The sequence below is a fragment of the Actinopolymorpha cephalotaxi genome (assembly GCF_013408535.1).
GTDB classification, from domain to species: domain Bacteria; phylum Actinomycetota; class Actinomycetes; order Propionibacteriales; family Actinopolymorphaceae; genus Actinopolymorpha; species Actinopolymorpha cephalotaxi.
This window is the reverse complement of record NZ_JACBZA010000001.1, coordinates 1752090-1769775: the sequence shown is the minus strand read 5'-3', so window position 1 is coordinate 1769775 and position 17686 is coordinate 1752090. Positions and strand designations below refer to the sequence as shown.

Below are 17686 nucleotides of genomic sequence, written 5' to 3'. Positions count from 1 at the left end.
CGGAGCTACCCGAGCGCCTTCCGGGCCAGGTCGAAGTACTGGTCGCCGCGCACCACGCGGTAGTCGGCACCGAGCGAGGCGGTCACCTCGGCCAGGTCCTGCGGCGTCGTCGACCAGGCGTTCACGCCGATCGAGACGAACCGCGGCGACGTCCCGTCCCACCCGGCGGCCGACCGGGCGATCGCGTCCTTGGTCTCCTGCACGCCGCCGACGCCGAGGATGGTGGCCAGTGGCGTACCGCCCTCGACGAGCCGGGTGGTGGTCGTGCCGGACCAGTTCAGGAAAATTCCCTGCGGCTGGACGTCGGAGACGTACGCCCGGGTCTTGTCCGCCGACAGGTCGACGTCGTGACCGTCGACCCGGTTGAGGACGTACACGATCCCCATCCCGGTCGCGCGCATGTACTTCCCGGTCTGTTCGGTGAACGTCGTGAAGGTGGCGTCCGGCCACGGGGTCGGGTAGATGTAGCCCGCGCCGGAGGGGCCGGCCACCAGCAGGTCGTTGTCGGTCGCGGTGCGCTGGAAGTGGCTGAGGAAGTTCGGCGCGGCGTCGGCCAGCAGCGGGTTGGTGGTCCAGTTGACCGGCACGCTGCCCCTGCCGGGGTTGTCCCACAGAACCCGCAGCCGGTGTTCGTTGTACTGCAGGTTGTCGCCCTCGGACATGGTGAAGGTGACGTAGACCTTGTTCTCCAGCGCCAGTGTGGGTGCGGGCTTCTGCTGGTCGGAGATCGGCGCCCGGGAGCCCGAGTGCACGGAGAGGTTCTCGAACCAGTCCGCGGCGAGCACGTAGACGCCGTGCTTCGAGCACAGTTCTGTGCCGCCGAACTCGCCGGCGATGTCCTGGGCGAACCACCCGAGATACGGCGTGTACGGCTCGACGTCGGACATGATCCGCTCGAACAGTTCGCGTTCGGCGTCGACGTTCGGGTCCAGCCAGAACGTCATCGCCTGGTTGGCCACGGCGTAGTCGCGCAGATATGCGTACGCCACCTTGGTCGGCCGGGCCGGCTCGACCTTGCTCACCGACACGGCGAACTCGTTCCACATCTCCACCGAGAGCGTCAGCTTCGACGTGCCTGCAGGCGGGGCGAACCCGTACACGAAGTAGTGACTGCCGTCGGCGAACCGGTGCAGCGGCGGCCCCAGGCTGGTCTGGGAGTTGCTGTCGTCGAAGAGGTACGGATCCTCCGCGTCGGTGCCCGGCACGAAGTCGGCGACCACTGTGTCGTCCGCGCGCAGCGTCACCTGGTGCACCGCGGGACCCCAGCCGTCGTTGGTGAACGCGTCGTCGAAGCGCACCCACACGCCGTCGCCGCCGAGTTGGGCGGTGAGGTCGAAGTCGTACACCTTGCGGTTGGAGGCGTCGTGCAGGTGGCCGTCCACCTTGGCGATGGTGGTGTAGTACGCCGGAAGGCCCGGCGGCAGGCTGACGTCCTTCAACGGCGGCAGGCCGATCAGCATCCGGTGGGTCGTCTGCGGCCACAGGTGTTCGTACTGCCACTGGTAGGCGTCGATCCGGCTGGTGAACCGCCCGCGCAGGTCCTCGACCACCTTCACGCCGTACTTCTTCGCCAGCGTCCCCGCCAGGTCCGGGCCGACGGCGACCAGGCCGCGCAGGCCGGCGAGGGTGGTGGCGACGTTGAGCGAGTCGGGTACGCCGGGGTCGTAGACGACACTGCCCCGGATCGCGCCGCGGTACTTCCCCACCAGCTCCCAGAAGTCCTTGTGCACGGTGTAGGACACGTCCAGGTCGCGCAGCCAGGTCAGCCGGCCCTCGCCGCTGGTGGCGTCGTCGCCGATCAGGTAGATCTGCGGGCGCACCCGGTTGACCAGCCCCTGCAGCGTTCCCAGCATCAGCTTCTCGTCACCGGACAGGCCGGTGATGTCGACGACGTCGAGAGTGCGTACGGGCGCGAAGTGCGGGAGCGCCTGCCCCTCCGGCCAGGTGATGCCCGATCGCGTCTGGGTGGCCGTCGCGGTGAGGCCGGCGGTCCTGGCGCCGGCCGCGGCGCCGCCCGTCGCCGCCTGCGCGGCCCCGGGCGCGAGCACGTTCGGCAACGTCGCCGCGCCGAGTCCGGCCACGACCATCCGGCCGAAGGTTCGCCGTGAGTACTTGTTGTTCCATGTCATGGGTCGTCGCACCGCCTGGTGGGTAAGCGCTGTCCGCGTGCTGGGAAAAGGGATCCGGGCACACGTGCGGAGGAATCGAACGCTCGGGGCGGACCGACGTGCGAGAGGTGCGGAACCACGAGAAGCCTGACGTGCTGGGAAACGACGAGCAGGTGCCCGCCCCCGGGCGTTGACGATTGTGCTGTGCTCGGGCAGGTGCGGACAAGATCACTGGCCAGAGCAGGCCGCGTCGGTGCGGGCTGCTCCGGCCAGTGAGGTGGGCGGCTCGGGTGGTCCCTCGGTGGTGCCGAGGTGGTGCCGAGGTGGCTGCCTAGCGGGTACGCAACACCTCGGCCAGCTGGTCCACCGCCCATTCCAGGTCCGGCTGCTCGATCACCAGCGGCGGCGCCAGCCGGATCGTCGAGCCGTGGGTGTCCTTGGCCAGCACGCCCCGCTCGGCCAGGGCGGCGCAGATGTCACGGCCGGTGCCGAGCGCGGGATCGACGTCGACGCCGGCCCACAGACCGGCGGTGCGTACGCCCACCAGTCCCTTGCCCAGCAGGCTGTTCAGGCGTTCGGTGAGAACGGCGCCCATGTCCGCCGCCCGCCGCTGGTAGCTGCCGTCGGCGAGCAGGCCCACCACGGCCCGGCCGACCGCACACGCCAGCGGGTTGCCCCCGAACGTGCTGCCGTGCTGGCCCGGGCGGACCACGCCCAGCACGTCCGGCGAGCCGGCCACCGCGGAGACCGGCACGACCCCGCCGCCGAGCGCCTTGCCCAGGATGTACAGATCGGGGACGACGCCTTCGCGGTCGCACGCGAACGTCGTGCCCGTCCGCCCGAGCCCCGCCTGGATCTCGTCGGCGAGCAGGAGCACGCCCCGCTCGGTGCACGTACGGCGGACGTCGCGCAGGTAGCCCTCCGGAGGAACGATCACCCCGGCCTCGCCCTGGACGGGCTCGATCAGCACCGCGACCGTGGTGTCGTCGATCGCGTCGGCGATCGCACCCGCGTCGCCGTAGGGCACGGTCACGAAGCCCGGCGTGTAGGGGCCGTAGTGGTCGCGGGCGTCGGGGTCGTCGGAGAAGCTGACGATCGTGATCGTACGGCCGTGGAAGTTGCCGGCGGCGACCACGATGGTGGCCTGCCCGTCGGGCACGCCCTTGCGCTCGTAGCCCCACTTGCGGGCCACCTTCAGCGCGGTCTCCACCGCCTCCGCGCCGGTGTTCATCGGCAGCACCATGACGTCCGGGGACGCGCCGGAACCGGTGCCATCGTTGCCGGCGTTCGGGTTCGACGCCGCGACCAGGCCGGCGAGCTCGGCGCAGAAGGCCCCGAACTGGTCGTGGTGGAACGCCCGGCTGATCAACGTCAGCCGGTCCAGCTGTTCCCGCGCCGCCGCGAGGATGGCCGGGTGGCGGTGCCCGAAGTTGAGCGCGGAGTACCCCGCCAGGCAGTCGAGGTAGCGCCGCCCGTCCACACCCGTCACCCAGGCGCCCTCGGCCTCGGCGGCGACGACCGGCAGCGGGTGGTAGTTGTGCGCGGCGTACCGCTCGGCCAGCGTGATCTGCTCCGCGGTCCGGTCCACGGTCTGGTCCACGGTCCGCGTCGTCAGGTCATCGAGCATCCGAGGCCTCCTCCCCCGTCGCGCCCGCGCCCGCCGGCGCCATGCCGCTCTCGGCCGCGCCCGGCCGGATCTCCAGCGTGCAGCACTTCGGCCCACCACCGGACTTGCGCAGCTCGGACAGGTCCACCGGCACCGGCTCGTACCCGCGTTCGGCGAGCCGGCCCGCCAGCCCCGTCGCCTGCACGGGCAGCACCACGTTGCGGCCGTCGGACACGGCGTTCAGGCCCAGCACCACCGCGTCCGCCTCGTCGGCGAGCACCGCGTCGGGGTACAGCCGCTCCAGCACCTGGCGGCTCTCCGGCGCGAACGCCTGCGGGAAGTACGCGACGTTGTGCTCGTCCAGCACCGACAGAGCCGTGTCCAGGTGGTAGAAGCGCGGGTCGACCAGGTGCAAGGTGACGACCGGCCGGTCGACGTACTCCGCCAGTTCGCGGTGGGCCGCCGGGTCGGTACGGAAACCGGTGCCGGCGAGGATGTGGTCCGGCGTGGTGAGCAGGTCGCCCTCCCCCTCGGCCACGGACAGCGGAAGGTACGCGTCGCGAACGCCGTGCTCGACACCGTGGGTCTTGAACCACTCGAGGTAGCGGGTGGCCTCGGGCATCCGCTCCAGGTGCCGGAAGCGTGAGCCGAACGCCAGCCCGTCCACCACCACGGCACCGTTCGCGGCGAACACCATGTCCGGCAGGCCCGGCGAGGGGTCGATCAGGCTGACCTCGTGACCGAGGTCGAGGTAGGTCTGGCGCAGGCGCTCCCACTGGGCGATCGCGAGATCGGTGTCGACCGCGTTCTCCGGGTGCATCCACGGGTTGATCGCGTACGCGACGGTGAAGTACGTCGGCCGGCACATGAGGTAGTGCCGGCGGGTGGCGGTCCGGGCGCCGGCCGGCGAGGTGCGGCTGTCGCCGTCGCCGGGGTTGCCGGGGTTGCCGGAACTGGTGGTCGTGGGCATCGAGAAACCTCCGCAGAACTACGAACGGGGGCGCGAGCGGCCGCCGCGACCTTCCCTGTGCCGAGCCTAGGTAGCCACCTACCCGCGACCCAATGCGTCCGGACTGCGCTTGGCCGGTGGTTCGTTGCGTGCTCGGCGCTGATCGCGGCGGATCGTTGCGTGGCCCGCTTGGCGCGCCTGACGGGCGCATTTGTGCCCGCCAGATCCCGCCGGGGGCCGGCCCTCGGCGGGCCGGGCCCTAGCCCGACGTCTGGCCCGGTGTCTCCTGGCCGGTCAGCCCGGGCCGCTCCAGCAGCCGGGACAGCACCAGTGAGCTTCTGGTCCGGGCGACGTACGGCTCGGCGTTGATGCGTTCGAGCACCCGCTCGAAGTGCCCGATGTCGGCGGCGAGGATGTGCACGAGAGCGTCCGCCTCACCGGTCAGCGTGCAGGCCGCCACCACCTCGGGGAAACGTGCCACCCCGGCCCGGATGGTCGCCGGCGAGGTCTTGCCCTGGCAGAACAACTCGACGTACGCCTCGGTGGTCCAGCCGAGCGCGCGCGGGTCGACCTTCGCGGTGAACCCGGTGACCGCGCCCGCCTGCCGGAGCCGGTCCACCCGGCGCTTCACCGCCGGCGCAGACAGCCCGACCTGTCCCCCGATCTCGGCGAAGCTCGCCCGGCCGTCCTCGAGCAGCAGGGCGACGATGCGTTCGTCCACGGGGTCCAGCCGCACGCTCGCTCCTCCTCCTCCGCCGCCGGTACGTCCGGCCGCCCTAAACTGTGCACCCGTGACCGGCTCCCGCGCACCCGATCCCACCGGCGAGGCCACCGCGACCGCCGATCCGGGGGCGCCGGGGCCGGCAGCTCCCGCTCCGGTCGCCTGCCGGGCCGCGATCCTCGTCAACGGTCTGCCCGCCTCCGGCAAGTCGACACTCGCCCCGCGGCTGGCCCGGGCACTCGGCCTTCCGCTGTTCGCCAAGGACGTCATCAAGGAGACGCACGCGGACGTCCTCGGTGTGCACCCGCCCGACGACCGGCCGCAGCGGGCCTGGAACGCCACCCTCGGACGGGCCGCCAGCGAGACGATGTGGGCGCTGCTCGCCGACGCGCCACTCGGAGCGGTGCTGGAGAGTTCGTGGCGAGCCGACGTACGCCCGCTCGTCCAGGCCGGGCTGGCGCGGGCGAGGGTGACGCGGGCGATCGAGATCTGGTGCGACGTACCCGCCGGCGTCTCCTACGACCGCGACCGGGCCCGGTGGGCGGACCGGCACCGGATCCACGGCGCCCGGATCTCCGAGCCGGAGTGGGCGGCGATGGTCGCCGACGGCCGGCCGCTGGCGATCGGACCGGTGCTGCGGGTGGACACCACCGGGCCGGTCGACGTCGGCGCGCTGGCGGCATGGTGTCGTACGGAACTGGGCCGGGCGTAGCCGACCGCCTTCCGTACGCCCAATCAACCATCCCGGGCGGGACAAGAACAAGACTGCAGTTTTTCCTTCCAGGACAGCAGAATCTCTGCCCATGACCTGGGATCCGTTCGGGACGATCGCCAACACGCTGTGGATCGGCGGCGGGCAGTGGGCCGGCAAGTCGACGGCGGCCCGCGTCCTCGCCCACCGCTGCGGGATCACGGCGTACCACTACGACTACCACGACGCCCGCGGCCACGATGCCCGTCGCGTCGCCGAGCGGGCCGCGCGGGGCGAGCCGCTGACCGGGCGGGACCCGGACGAGCTGTGGGTCCGGCGTACGCCCGCCGAGATGGCCGAGGACGCGCTGGCGGAGTTCGGCCGGAGGTTCGAGTGGACGCTGGACGACCTGCGGGGGCTGGTGTCCGGGCGGCCGATCCTCGCCGAGGGGTGGGGGCTGCGTCCCGAACTCGTCACGCCGCTGCTGGAGTCGCCGGGCCGGATGCTGGTGATGGTGCCGACCGAGGAGTTCCGGCGGCACCAGTTGCGGGAACTCCCCCGTGCCCGGGAGTTCGGGCTACGCGTCAGCGATCCCGAACGTGCCCAGGCCAACCGGGTGGACCGGGACCGGCTGCTCGCGGAGTCGGCCGCCCAGGCGGCACGCGAACACGGCGTACGGGTGATGTGGGTGGACGGAACCAGGGACGCCGAGCAGGTGGCCTCCGAGGTCGCCGACCACTTCGCGCCCTACTTGGGCTGAGCGTGGCCTATCTGAGCTGAGCGAGGACGGGTCTCAGGAGACCTGGCTGCTCTCAGCGGAGTCCTCCGCGATCTGCCGCACCTCGGCCGGGCTGTGCCGGGGCACGCGCGGGCCGCCGTGGCCCATGACGTGCAGGACCTTGCCGGCGAGCAGGGAGATCAGCGTTCCACCGATCGCGCTGACGAAGAACAGCCACCAGTTGCCGATCACGACCGCCAGGCCGGCGACCACCGAGGTGGCCAGCAGAAGCCCCACGGTCGTCCAGGCCGCCGGGGTGTTGCCGTGGTGGGCCTGGGTGGTGTTCTCGTGCCGGTGTTCGTCGTTCGTGGCGCTCAACTCGCTCATGGCCGACCCTCTCTGTTCCGTACCGTGTCTCATTGTGTCGCGGGCCCCGATCACCGGCGAGCCGGGGTCGTCCGGCCGCGGGGCTGCCGATCAGTCACGCTGGGTGGGGTTGGTGGGACTCGGGGGGTCCGCGGGATCCGTGGGGTCCTCGCCGCGGTCCAGCGCGGCCCACGGGTCGTCGTTGGTACGCCGGGCCGCCGGTGCGTCGTACCTGCTGCCCATCGCCGGCCACGTCCGACCACGCGCGATCGCCAGCACACCTCCGGCCACGACGAGCAGGCCGCCGGCCACCGCGAGCCAGGGCCAGGCCTGGACCGTCGCCGTGGTCGCTCCGTCGCTGCCCCCGCCGCCGGTTCCCGCGCCCCCGGCGATCGCCCGGCGCACCGCCGCCTCCGCGACGGCGCCGGCGCGGGTCCAGAAGGTCACGGCCGAGGCGACCGCGGCGACCCCGGCCAGCGCGACCAGCCCGCCGGCGACCTGGCGGCCGCGGCCCCGGGTGGCCAGCACCGCGAGGACTCCGGCGAGCCCGAGGAAGCCGGCCGAGCGAGCCAGCGGGGCGGCCTGCGCTCCGGTGACCGAGGTGTGCACCGCGGGGTAGTTCGGAATCGCCCACCGGGCGGCGAGCCAGGTGCGGCCCGCGGCCCACAGCACGAGCGCCGCGCCGCCGAGGACCAGTGCGAGGGCGACGAAGAACTGCCGCCGGGCGGCCTGCTTCGGGGACGCGGAGGGCGCGGGAGTCGTGGGGTTCACGGGAGTCTCGGAGGTCACGGCGTCCGGAACGTCTCCGCCACCGCCACCGCGCGCAGCGCCGCGGCCGCCTTGTTGCGGGTCTCGGCGTCCTCGGCCGCCGGGTCGGAGTCGGCCACGATGCCCCCGCCGGCCTGGACGTACGCCACACCGTCGCGTAGCAAGGCGGTGCGGATCGCGATCGCGGCGTCCAGGTCACCGGCGAAGTCGAGGTAGCCGACCACCCCGCCGTACAGCCCGCGCCTGGTGGGTTCGAGCTTCTCGATGATCTCCATCGCGCGCGGCTTCGGCGCACCGGAGAGCGTGCCGGCCGGGAAGCAGGCACACAGGGCGTCGAAGGCGGTCCGGCCCGGTGCCAGCCGGCCGACCACCGTGGACTCCAGGTGCATGACGTGGCTGTATCTGCGTACGGTCATGAAGTCGACCACCTCGACGCTGCCCGGCGCGCAGACCCGGCCGAGGTCGTTGCGACCCAGGTCGACCAGCATCAGGTGCTCGGCGCGTTCCTTCTCGTCGGCGAGCAGCTCCTGCTCCAGCGCGTGGTCCTCCTCCGGCGTGCCGCCACGCGGCCGGGTGCCCGCGATCGGGTGCGTCAGCGCCCGCTCGCCGGTCACCGTCACCAGCGCCTCCGGGCTGGAACCCACGATGTCGAAGTCGCCGAAGCGCAGGAGATACATGTACGGCGAGGGGTTGGAGAAGCGCAGCACACGGTAGATGTCGAACGCCCGGGCCGTCGTCGCCCGCTCGAACCGCTGCGACACGACCACCTGGAACGCCTCGCCGGCGTGGATCTCCTCCTTGGCCTGCTCGACCGCCGCCATGTGCTCCTCGGCGGAACGCCGGCGCTCGTAGGCGGGCGGGGCCTGCAGATCGGCGGCCGCCACGAACGACGGCGTGGGCTGGGCGAGCGCCTTCGTCATCGCGTCCAGCCGCTGGACCGCGTCGGACCAGGCCTGGTCGACGCGCTCGCCGGTGTCGTCCCAGTTGACCGCGTTGGCGATCAGCAGCACCGTGCCGTCCACGTGGTCCAGCACCGCGAGGTCGGTGGCCAGCATCAGCGCCAGCTCCGGCAGCCCCAGGTCGTCGGTGGTGAGGTCGGGCAGCCGCTCGAGCCGGCGTACCGCGTCGTAGCCGATGTAGCCGACGAGCCCGCCGGTCAGCGGCGGCAAGCCGGGCAGGTGTGGCGTGTGCAGCCGGGCCACCGTCTCCTGCACGGCGGCCAGTGGGTCGCCACCCTCGGGCAGCCCCACCGGCGGATTGCCCAGCCAGTGCGCCTGGCCGTCGCGTTCGGTGAGGACCGCCGCGGAACGTACGCCGACGAAGGAGTACCTCCCCCACACCCCGCCGTGCTCGGCCGACTCGAACAGGAACGTGCCCGGCTCGTCCCGGGCCAGCTTGGCGTAGACGCCGAGGGGGGTCTCGGCGTCGGCGAGCAGCTTGCGGGTCACCGGGATCACCCGGCGCCCGGGCGCGAGGTCGCGGAAGCCGGCGAGGTCGGGGGTGGCGGCACCGAGGGACGTCACGGCCGGGCCTCCCCGCCCGTGGCAGCCGGTGTGCCCACCTTCGCGGTGAGCAGGCCGTCGTCGAAACAGGTGCGGGTGCCGGTGTGGCAGGCCGGTCCCTCCTGGTCCACCCGGACGAGGAGAGTGTCGCCGTCGCAGTCCAGCCGGACCTCCTTCACCCACTGCCGGTGACCCGAGGTCTCGCCCTTCACCCAGTACTCCTTGCGGCTGCGGCTCCAGAAGGTCGACCGGCCCGAGGTGAGCGTGCGGTGCAGCGCCTCGTCGTCCATCCAGCCGACCATCAGCACCTCGCCGGTGTCGTGCTGCTGGACCACCGCGACCACCAGGCCGTGGTCGTCGCGTTTGAGCCGTTCTGCGACCTCGGGGGCGAGTGCGGTGCCGGCCCTGGGGGTGGCGCTGGGGTTGGCCCTGGGGGCTGCACTGGGATCGGCGCTGGGCATGCCGGCCATTGTTCCCGGTGCCACCGACAGCGGGCGCGACGGGTCGTGACCACGCGGGTGCGGAGCCGGGCATAGCGGTACGAACGCCGATTCGCCGTCGCCCCCGTCTCGCCCCTGTGCTGCCCGCCCACGGATCCGCCCCGGTTGCGCCATGCCGCGGCGCCCGTGGCGGAGCCGATGATCGGCCTGTCGGTGGGCCGTGGCAGTCTGCCCGCCATGGCGAATTCGGTGGTGCACTTCCGCTCCTCGTTCGAACCCGGCGACCCTTGTCCCGACGTGGCGGGCGGCGACGGCCACGCCGCCGACGGGTTCACCGTCGAGGTCGCGGGCGGGCCTGCCCACGCTCCGGCCGCCAAGCCGGGCGTCGGCTTCACCGGCCGGCACGCGCTCCGCTACGCCGCCGAGCGGGCGAGCTCCGACCCGCGCACCGTGAGACTGTTCGCGGTGGACGTCGAGGTCGGGCCGGACACCGAGCTGTCCTACGTCCTCTTCCCGGAGTTCACCGCCGGCGACCTGACCTACGCCGCGACCTACGCCGCGGTCGACCTCGAGTTCGCCGACGGCACCCGGCTCAGCGAGCTCGGCGCCCGCGACCAGCACGACCAGCCGGCGGACGCGGCCGGCCAGGGTGCCGCCCGGATGCTCTACGCCGACCAGTGGAACTCCCGGCGGATCGCGGTCGGTGCCGTGGCCGCCGGTCGCCGGGTCACCTCCGTGCTGCTCACCCACCACCAGCCCGACGCCGCCGACGCCGCCGATACCGCCGACACCACCGTGCCCTTCGGTGGCTGGGTGGACGACATCGTTCTCGCCGAGCGTGCAAGCCCCGCCGGGGAGCCGCGCCGGTTGTCCGACCACGTGCTCACCACCCGCGGCACGCACTCCAGCGGGGCGTTCTCCCGGGGCAACAACCTCCCGGCCACGGCGGTGCCGCTGGGCTTCAACTTCTGGACGCCGGTCACCGACGCGGGCACGCTGCGCTGGGAGTACGAATACCACCGCGGCAACGACGACGAAAACCGGCCGCGCCTGCAGGCGCTGGGGCTGAGCCACCAGCCCAGCCCGTGGATGGGCGACCGGCAGACGTTCCAGGTGATGCCGTCCAGCGCCGCGGGCGCCCCCGACGCCGACCGCGCCACGCGGGCGCTGGCGTTCGGCCACGACAACGAGATCGCCCGCCCGCACTGGTACTCCGTCACCTTCGACAACGGCCTGGTCGCCGAGATCGCCCCGGCCGACCACGCGGCGATGTTCCGGTTCACGTTCACCGGGCCGACCTCCACGCTGTTCTTCGACAACGTCGACGCCGACGCCGGGGTGAGCGTCGATCCGGAGACCGGCGTGCTGACCGGCTACACCGACACCGGCAGCCGGCGGTCCAACGGCGCGAGCCGGATGTTCGTGTACGCGGAGTTCGACCGGCCCGTGGTCGAGTCCGGCCGGCCCGACGGCGTGGGCGAGCGGGCGCAGGCGGCGGCGTACGCGAGGTTCGACCCCACCGGTGACCGTACGGTCACCATGCGGATCGCCACCTCGCTGATCAGCCTGGACCAGGCACGCCACAACCTGGCGCTGGAGATCGCGGCCGGCGACTCCTTCGAGGACGTCCGCGAACGCGCCCAGCGGCAGTGGGACGACACCCTCGGCGTGATCGAGGTGGAAGGGGCGAGCGAGGACCAGCTCACCACGCTGTACTCCAACCTCTACCGCCTCTACCTCTATCCCAACTCCGCCCACGAGAACACCGGCACCGCGCAGGCGCCCATCTACGCGCACGCCGTGCAGTCGGCGACATCCTCACCGCTGAGCGGTCCCACCAGGACAGGTGCCGACGTCGTTCCCGGCAAGGCGTATGTCAACAACGGCTTCTGGGACACCTACCGCACCACTTGGCCGGCCTACGCGCTGTTCACCCCCACGCTGGCCGGTGAGCTGGTGGAGGGGTTCCTTCAGCAGTACCGCGACGGTGGCTGGGTGGCCCGCTGGTCCTCCCCCGGCTACGCCGACTGCATGGTCGGCACCAGTTCCGACGTGGCCTTCGGCGACGCCTACTGCAAGGGCGTCGAGGGCTTCGACGCCTGGGCGGCCTACGAGTCGGCGGTGAAGAACGCCACCGTCCGCCCGCCCAACCCCTTCGTCGGGCGCAAGGGGATGGAGCGCTCGCCGTTCCTCGGCTACACCCCGGTGGAGGCGACCGAGGAGGCGATGTCGTGGTCGATGGACGGCTACATCAACGACTTCGGCATCGCCATGATGGCCGGGCAGCTGGCGCGGGACGTAGGACCCGACGACTCCCGCCACGCCAGGTTGTGCGAGGAGGAGGAGTACTTCCGCCGCCGCGCGCTCGGCTACGTCCACCTGTTCGACCCGGCGGTCGGCTTCTTCCAGGGCCGGCACGGCGACGGTTCGCGGCGGTTGTCCCCGCAGGAGTTCGACCCACGGATGTGGGGGTTCGACTACACCGAGACCAACGCCTGGAACATGGCGTTCCACGTTCCGCACGACGGCGCCGGGCTGGCCTGGCTCCACGGCGGGCGGGAGGCGCTCGCGCGCAGGCTGGACGAGTTCTTCGCCACTCCCGAGACCGGTGAGGAACGCTTCAAGGGCTCCTACGGCACCGTGATCCACGAGATGACCGAAGCCCGTGACGTACGCATGGGGATGTACGGCCACAGCAACCAGCCGGCCCACCACATCGCCTACATGTACACCTACGCCGGACAGCCGGCGCGCACCCAGGAGAAGGTGCGCGAGGTGCTCACCCGGCTCTACCTCGGCAGCGAGCTCGGCCAGGGCTACTGCGGTGACGAGGACAACGGCGAGATGTCGGCGTGGCAGGTGTTCAGCGCGCTCGGGTTCTACCCGCTGCAGATGGGCAGCCCCCGCTACGCGATCGGCTCGCCGTTGTTCACCAGGGCGACGGTGCACCTGGAGTCGGGCGCCGACCTGGTGATCGACGCACCGGACAACAGCGCCGGCAACGTCTACGTGCAGGGCCTCTCCGTGGACGGCGTGCCCTACGACCGGGCCTGGCTGCCGCACGACCTGCTGGCCAAGGGCGGCGTGCTGGAGTTCGCCATGGGGCCCGAGCCGTCGGACTGGGCGAGCGCACCGGACGCCGCGCCGCCGTCGATCACCGAGCCCGGCGAGGCGCCCGCACCTCTCGTCGACGTCACCCGGCCCGGTGCCGGCACCGCCCGGGCGAGTGAGGGCGTGGACGCGGCGCACCTGTTCGACGACAGCTCGGCCGGCTCGGTGACGTTCGACGGGACCCGGCGGTGGGTCTCCTACGAGCTGGCGGCGCCGGCCCGGATCGACTTCTACACGCTCACCTCTCCCGTGGACAACGCCGGTGCGGCCCCGACGGCATGGGTGCTCGCCGGCTCCCGCGACGGGACCGGCTGGGAGGTTCTGGACACCAGGAGCGGGGAGGAGTTCGGATGGCCGCTGCACACCCGGCCGTTCCTGGTCGCCGCGCCGGGTGACTACACCCACTACCGGCTCGATCTCGCGCCGGGGCCCGACGACACCCCGGGCGGCGCGCCGGTCGCCCTCGCCCAGGTGGAGCTGCTGGCCCAGCACCCTACGATCGGGTCATGACTGATCACGCCCGCGCCGAACGCCGAGCGCTCGCCGACCTGCTGGACGCGCTGGGTCCGGACGCGCCCACGCTGTGCGCCGACTGGACGACGTCCGACCTCGCCGCCCACCTGGTGATCCGGGAAGGTGACCCGCTGGGCGCCGCGGGCATCCTGCTGCCACCGCTTGCCGGCAGGACGAAGGAACGCATGACCGGGCTGGTCGGGCGGCTCGGCTACGCAGAGCTGGTCGACCGGTTCCGTCAGGGCCCGCCCTCGTGGTCGCCGGCCAGGCTGGGGGCGGTGGACCGCGCGGCCAACACGGTGGAATTCTTCGTCCACCACGAGGACGTGCGGCGCGCCCAGCCGGACTGGACCGCCCGCGACCTGCCGGACGACTTCGAGGACCTCCTGTGGCGGCGGGTCACCAGCGCCGGCCGGATGCTGTTCCGCCGGTCCGCGGCCGGGGTACTGGTGGCCCGCCCCGACGGCGCCACCGCGCGGGTTCGCAAGGGTGAGCCGACGGCCGTGCTGTCCGGGCTTCCGAGCGAGATCACGTTGTACATGTTCGGGCGCAGGGGTGTGTCCCGGGCCGAGGTCGTCGGGCCACCGGCGGCGGTCCAGGCGCTGGCCCACGCCCCGCTCGGAGTCTGACGGCTCGCCGGCGGCGGCCCAGGCGCCACACGCCGCTCGGAGTCTGAGGGCCCGCCGGTCCGACCTCCGGTCGAGCCGGCGGTGGGCCTCGGTCGGCCGCGACGCCGGCACCCGCCCGGGGCCACCGCGAGTCTCGGCGGCCCGGTGTAGCCTTCGGGCGGCACCACACGAGGACAGCAGCACAGCAGTAGCAACAGACAACAGCAGACGACAGGGGAGCGCGGAAGCGCTGAGAGTGCGGGACCGCCGGCGACGGCGGGGCCCGCAGACCCTCGAACCTGATCTGGGTAATGCCAGCGCAGGAAGTCGGTCTGTCCGTTCGTCACCGGGCCCGCGCCCGGCCGATCGACCGATCGGGCGGTGCGGAGCTCCCGGCGGCGAATCGGACCCAGTGGCACTCGGCCGCGTCTCCTCCCCGGTTCAGGGAGGACACTCATGACCCAGGATGTGACCTCGACCGCGACCCGCGGTCAGCGGCCCGTCAACCGGCGGTGGCGCACCGTCGACATCATCGTCGCCGCCGTGGTCGCGGTGGCGTTCGGCGTGGTGTTCTTCGCCTGGGGCGTGCTGTACAACGCGCTCACCCCAGTCTTCGTGGGCTTCAAACCGGCCCAGGCGGTGATCTACGGCATGTGGCTGCTGCCCGGTGTCCTTGGTGGCCTGCTCATCCGCAAGCCGGGCGCCGCGGTGTTTACCGAGCTCGTCGCCGCCGTCGTCTCGGTTCTACTCGGCGTGGAGAGTCCCCTGGCGATCATCCTCTACGGCCTGGTCCAGGGCCTGGCCGCGGAACTGGTCTTCGCGGCGTTCCGCTACCGCCGCTGGCGGCTGCCGGTGGCGCTGCTCGCCGGTGCGGTCGCCGGGGTGGTCCCGGCCGTCATGGACAACGTGCTCTACAACTTCGCATGGGCACCCACCTGGCAGCTCGTGTACGGCGTGCTCGTGGTGGTGAGCTCGCTCGTCATCGCCGGGGCCGGGTCCTTCGCGCTCGTCCGGGCGCTCGCCGCCACCGGCGTACTGGCGCCGTTCGCGTCCGGCCGGGAGCAGACGACCCGGTGAGCGCGTCGGCGAGGGCCCGCCCGCCCGCCGCGTCCGGGCCCGGCGCCGCGCTGTCGATCCGGGCACGCAGCTGGTCGTTCCGGTACGCCGGCCGGCACACGTGGGCGGTCCGGGACCTCGACCTCGCCGTCGAGCCGGGCGAGCGGGTCCTGCTCGCCGGGCCGTCCGGCGGCGGCAAGAGCACCCTGCTCACCGGCCTCGCCGGACTGCTCGACGCCGAGCAGGCCGCCGACGTCGAGGGCACCCTGCTGGTCGGCGGATCACCTCCGCAGCAGGTACGCGACCGGATCGGCCTGGCGTTCCAGGACCCGGAGACGCAGCTGGTGATGGCCCGGGCCGGCGACGACGTGGCGTTCGGCCTGGAGAACCGCGCCGTGCCCACCGAGCGCATCTGGCCGCGGGTCGACGAGGCGCTCGCGCTGACCGGTTTCCCGTACGGCCGGGACCATCCCACCGGGCGGCTGTCCGGCGGGGAGAAGCAGCGGCTCGTCCTGGCCGGCGTGGTGGCGCTGCGCCCGGACCTGATCCTGCTGGACGAGCCGACCGCCAACCTCGATCCCGACGGAGCGGCGCTGGTACGCCAGGCCGTCGACCAGGTGGTCGCGGCCACCGGAGCGACGCTGGTCGTGGTCGACCACCGGGTCGGCGACTGGCTGCCGCTGGTGGACCGGGTGGTGGTGCTCCGGTCCGGCGGCGGCGTGCTCGCCGACGGCAGCCCGGACAAGGTCTTCGTTGCCGACCACGGTCCGCTGGCCGCCGCCGGAGTGTGGATCCCGGGCGAGGTGCCCTCACCCCGGCGGTCCACATCCGCCCCGGTCGTGTCAGCGCCGGGCGCCTCGGCCGCGTCGACCGGAGCGGCAGCCCCGACCTCCACCCCGGCGCCGGCCACTTCGACCGGCCTGCTCATCGCCACCTCGCTCGGCTACACCTACCCGGCCGCGGACCGGCCCGCGCTCGCCGGCGCCGGCCTGCGGCTGTCGGCCGGCGAGGTGGTCGCGGTCTCCGGCGCGAACGGCTCTGGGAAGTCGACCCTGGCCATGCTGCTCGCCGGTCTGCTCACCCCGTCGGCGGGTGAGGTGACCGTCTCCCCCGAGCTGTCCGGGCTTTCGTCGGGACCGTCCGGCCGGTCCCGCAAGCCGGCCGCCCGCAGCCGGCCGCTGCATCGCTGGCGGGCCCCACAACTGGTACGGGCGGTGGGCACGGTGTTCCAGGACCCCGAGCACCAGTTCCTCACCGCGAGCGTGCGGGCCGAGCTCGCCCTCGGGCCACGGCTGGCCGGCCTGACTCCCGAGGCCGCCGGCCGCCGGGTGGACGAACTGCTGCACCGGCTCGCCCTGGACCACCTCGCCGACGCGAACCCGTTCACCCTGTCCGGCGGGGAGAAGCGGCGGCTGTCGGTGGGCACCGCGCTGGCGACCGGGCCGCGGGTCCTCGTACTGGACGAGCCGACGTTCGGGCAGGACCGGCGTACCTGGGGTGAGCTGGTCGACCTGCTCGCCGAGCTGCGCGACGACGGCCACGCGATCTGCTGCGTGAGCCACGACCGCGACCTGATCGCCGCGCTCGCCGACCGGGAGGTCCGCGTGCGGTCCGGGCAGGTGATCGGGTGAGCGTCCTCGCCGAGCCGATCGTCACCGACCCGGACGCACCGGTCACCCGGCTGAACCCCGTCACCAAGATCGTCGCCGCGTTCGTGATCCTGGCCGGACTGCTGCTCACCGCCGACGCCGTGACGCCCGCTCTTGTGCTCGGCGCCGAACTGCTCGCCCTCGCGGCGGCCGGCCTGCGGTGGCGGACCCTCCTGCGCCGGCTGGTGCTGCTGTTCGTCACCGTCGCGGGGCTGGCGGTGTCCACCCTGCTGTTCACCGACCAGACCGGCGGGACGGTGTGGCTGTCCGCCGGGCCGCTGCACCTGTCCAGCCAGAGCCTGCTGGCCGCCGTCTCGGTGGTGACCCGGGTGCTCGCCATCGCACTGCCGGGCGTGGTGGCGTTCGCCTCCACCGACCCGACCGAGTTCGCCGACGCTTTGGTGCAGCACTTCCGTACGCCACCTCGGTTCACCTTCGGCGCGCTCGCGGCGTTCCGGCTGCTGCCGGTGCTGGGTGACGAGTGGCGGACGCTGCTGCTCGCGCGCCGCGCGCGGGGGCTGGACGCCGGGCGGTCGCCGGTACGCCGGGCGCGGTTGTTCGCCTCCGGTGTTTTCGCCCTGCTGGTGGTGGCGATCCGGCGCGGGGTCCGGCTGGCGACCGCGATGGAGTCGCGCGGCTTCACCGACCGGCCGGACCGCTCGCTCGCCCGGCCCCGGCCGCTGCGCCGCGCGGACTGGGTGTTCGTCGCCGCGACGATCGCGGTCGTGGCCGGCGCCACCGCGGTCAGCGTCGCCCTGGGCAGCTGGCGGTTCCTGTTCTGGTAGCGGACGCGGCACCGGGACGTCGCTCTCGACCCGCGAGGTGCCAGAACCCCTGACATCTGTCACGGGTGCGGCCCGCCGACCCACACGGGACCGGC

At 72.9% G+C, this 17686-nt stretch carries 15 protein-coding genes and 1 riboswitch; of the genes, 7 read left to right on the top strand and 8 right to left on the bottom strand.

Annotation, left to right across the window (positions count from 1 at the left end; all coding sequences use genetic code 11):
- Positions 1-5: 5 nt before the first annotated feature.
- From FHR37_RS07970 to FHR37_RS07955, 4 genes are all read right to left on the bottom strand, one after another.
- Positions 6-2129, bottom strand: a complete 2124-nt coding sequence (locus tag FHR37_RS07970; protein WP_237768896.1) for a GxGYxYP domain-containing protein — start codon at positions 2127-2129, stop codon at positions 6-8.
- A 310-nt stretch (positions 2130-2439) separates the two neighbouring features.
- Positions 2440-3735: an ornithine--oxo-acid transaminase gene (gene rocD / locus FHR37_RS07965; protein ID WP_092884787.1), complete on the bottom strand. Its 1296-nt coding sequence runs from the start codon at positions 3733-3735 to the stop codon at positions 2440-2442.
- Entirely contained in the window at positions 3725-4684 is a 960-nt protein-coding gene (gene ddaH, locus FHR37_RS07960; RefSeq protein ID WP_092884789.1) for a dimethylargininase, read from the bottom strand. The genes rocD and ddaH overlap by 11 nt, the downstream gene beginning before the upstream one ends.
- A 238-nt stretch (positions 4685-4922) precedes the next feature.
- A complete protein-coding gene (locus tag FHR37_RS07955) occupies positions 4923-5399 on the bottom strand; it encodes an Lrp/AsnC family transcriptional regulator (RefSeq protein ID WP_092884791.1) in 477 nt (158 codons plus the stop codon).
- A 55-nt stretch (positions 5400-5454) separates the two neighbouring features.
- On the opposite strand from FHR37_RS07955, the gene FHR37_RS07950 reads away from it, so the two are divergent.
- Both FHR37_RS07950 and FHR37_RS07945 read left to right on the top strand, forming a co-directional pair.
- Complete coding sequence (locus tag FHR37_RS07950) at positions 5455-6096, top strand: AAA family ATPase (protein ID WP_202818180.1); 642 nt, start codon at positions 5455-5457, stop codon at positions 6094-6096.
- A 91-nt stretch (positions 6097-6187) separates the two neighbouring features.
- The gene (locus FHR37_RS07945) at positions 6188-6835 is read left to right on the top strand and encodes a hypothetical protein (protein WP_092884793.1); all 648 of its coding nucleotides are present in this window, start codon (positions 6188-6190) and stop codon (positions 6833-6835) included.
- A 33-nt stretch (positions 6836-6868) separates the two neighbouring features.
- Here the strand turns inward: FHR37_RS07945 and FHR37_RS07940 are convergent, their stop codons facing one another.
- The 4 genes from FHR37_RS07940 to hisI all read right to left on the bottom strand — a co-directional run bounded on the left by FHR37_RS07940 (position 6869) and on the right by hisI (position 9890).
- Positions 6869-7180: an HGxxPAAW family protein gene (locus FHR37_RS07940; protein ID WP_092884795.1), complete on the bottom strand. Its 312-nt coding sequence runs from the start codon at positions 7178-7180 to the stop codon at positions 6869-6871.
- Positions 7181-7270: 90 nt separating this feature from the next.
- Positions 7271-7948 (bottom strand): Trp biosynthesis-associated membrane protein, encoded by a 678-nt coding sequence (locus FHR37_RS07935; RefSeq protein WP_092884797.1) that lies wholly within the window; start codon positions 7946-7948, stop codon positions 7271-7273.
- Positions 7945-9450, bottom strand: a complete 1506-nt coding sequence (locus FHR37_RS07930) for an anthranilate synthase component I (RefSeq protein ID WP_092884799.1) — start codon at positions 9448-9450, stop codon at positions 7945-7947. Before FHR37_RS07930 ends, FHR37_RS07935 begins: the two co-directional genes overlap by 4 nt.
- Complete coding sequence (gene hisI / locus FHR37_RS07925) at positions 9447-9890, bottom strand: phosphoribosyl-AMP cyclohydrolase (protein ID WP_092885057.1); 444 nt, start codon at positions 9888-9890, stop codon at positions 9447-9449. The genes FHR37_RS07930 and hisI overlap by 4 nt, the downstream gene beginning before the upstream one ends.
- Before the next feature lie 216 nt (positions 9891-10106).
- Between hisI and FHR37_RS07920 the strand changes: the two genes are divergently transcribed.
- From FHR37_RS07920 to FHR37_RS07900, 5 genes are all read left to right on the top strand, one after another.
- On the top strand, positions 10107-13490 hold the full coding sequence (locus FHR37_RS07920) for a GH92 family glycosyl hydrolase (RefSeq protein WP_237768897.1): 3384 nt from the start codon (positions 10107-10109) through the stop codon (positions 13488-13490).
- Entirely contained in the window at positions 13487-14122 is a 636-nt protein-coding gene (locus FHR37_RS07915; RefSeq protein WP_092884801.1) for a TIGR03085 family metal-binding protein, read from the top strand. The genes FHR37_RS07920 and FHR37_RS07915 overlap by 4 nt, the downstream gene beginning before the upstream one ends.
- 202 nt (positions 14123-14324) lie before the next feature.
- A riboswitch (TPP riboswitch) is annotated at positions 14325-14444 on the top strand.
- Between the two features lie 113 nt (positions 14445-14557).
- Entirely contained in the window at positions 14558-15178 is a 621-nt protein-coding gene (locus FHR37_RS07910) for an ECF transporter S component (RefSeq protein ID WP_092884803.1), read from the top strand.
- Positions 15175-16788, top strand: coding sequence for an ABC transporter ATP-binding protein (locus FHR37_RS32360; protein WP_202818181.1), 1614 nt, complete (start codon positions 15175-15177; stop codon positions 16786-16788). The genes FHR37_RS07910 and FHR37_RS32360 overlap by 4 nt, the downstream gene beginning before the upstream one ends.
- On the top strand, positions 16785-17591 hold the full coding sequence (locus tag FHR37_RS07900) for an energy-coupling factor transporter transmembrane component T family protein (protein WP_092884805.1): 807 nt from the start codon (positions 16785-16787) through the stop codon (positions 17589-17591). Before FHR37_RS32360 ends, FHR37_RS07900 begins: the two co-directional genes overlap by 4 nt.
- Positions 17592-17686 lie beyond the last annotated feature (95 nt).

What these genes read in the sequence shown, in the direction of transcription:
- FHR37_RS07970 (WP_237768896.1), bottom strand. Translation starts at nt 2,129, where the DNA reads ATGACATGGAACAACAAGTACTCACGGCGAACCTTCGGCCGGATGGTC.
- rocD (WP_092884787.1), bottom strand. Translation starts at nt 3,735, where the DNA reads ATGCTCGATGACCTGACGACGCGGACCGTGGACCAGACCGTGGACCGG.
- ddaH (WP_092884789.1), bottom strand. Translation starts at nt 4,684, where the DNA reads ATGCCCACGACCACCAGTTCCGGCAACCCCGGCAACCCCGGCGACGGC.
- FHR37_RS07945 (WP_092884793.1), top strand. Translation starts at nt 6,188, where the DNA reads ATGACCTGGGATCCGTTCGGGACGATCGCCAACACGCTGTGGATCGGC.
- FHR37_RS07940 (WP_092884795.1), bottom strand. Translation starts at nt 7,180, where the DNA reads ATGAGCGAGTTGAGCGCCACGAACGACGAACACCGGCACGAGAACACC.
- hisI (WP_092885057.1), bottom strand. Translation starts at nt 9,890, where the DNA reads ATGCCCAGCGCCGATCCCAGTGCAGCCCCCAGGGCCAACCCCAGCGCC.
- FHR37_RS07920 (WP_237768897.1), top strand. Translation starts at nt 10,107, where the DNA reads ATGGCGAATTCGGTGGTGCACTTCCGCTCCTCGTTCGAACCCGGCGAC.
- FHR37_RS07915 (WP_092884801.1), top strand. Translation starts at nt 13,487, where the DNA reads ATGACTGATCACGCCCGCGCCGAACGCCGAGCGCTCGCCGACCTGCTG.
- FHR37_RS07910 (WP_092884803.1), top strand. Translation starts at nt 14,558, where the DNA reads ATGACCCAGGATGTGACCTCGACCGCGACCCGCGGTCAGCGGCCCGTC.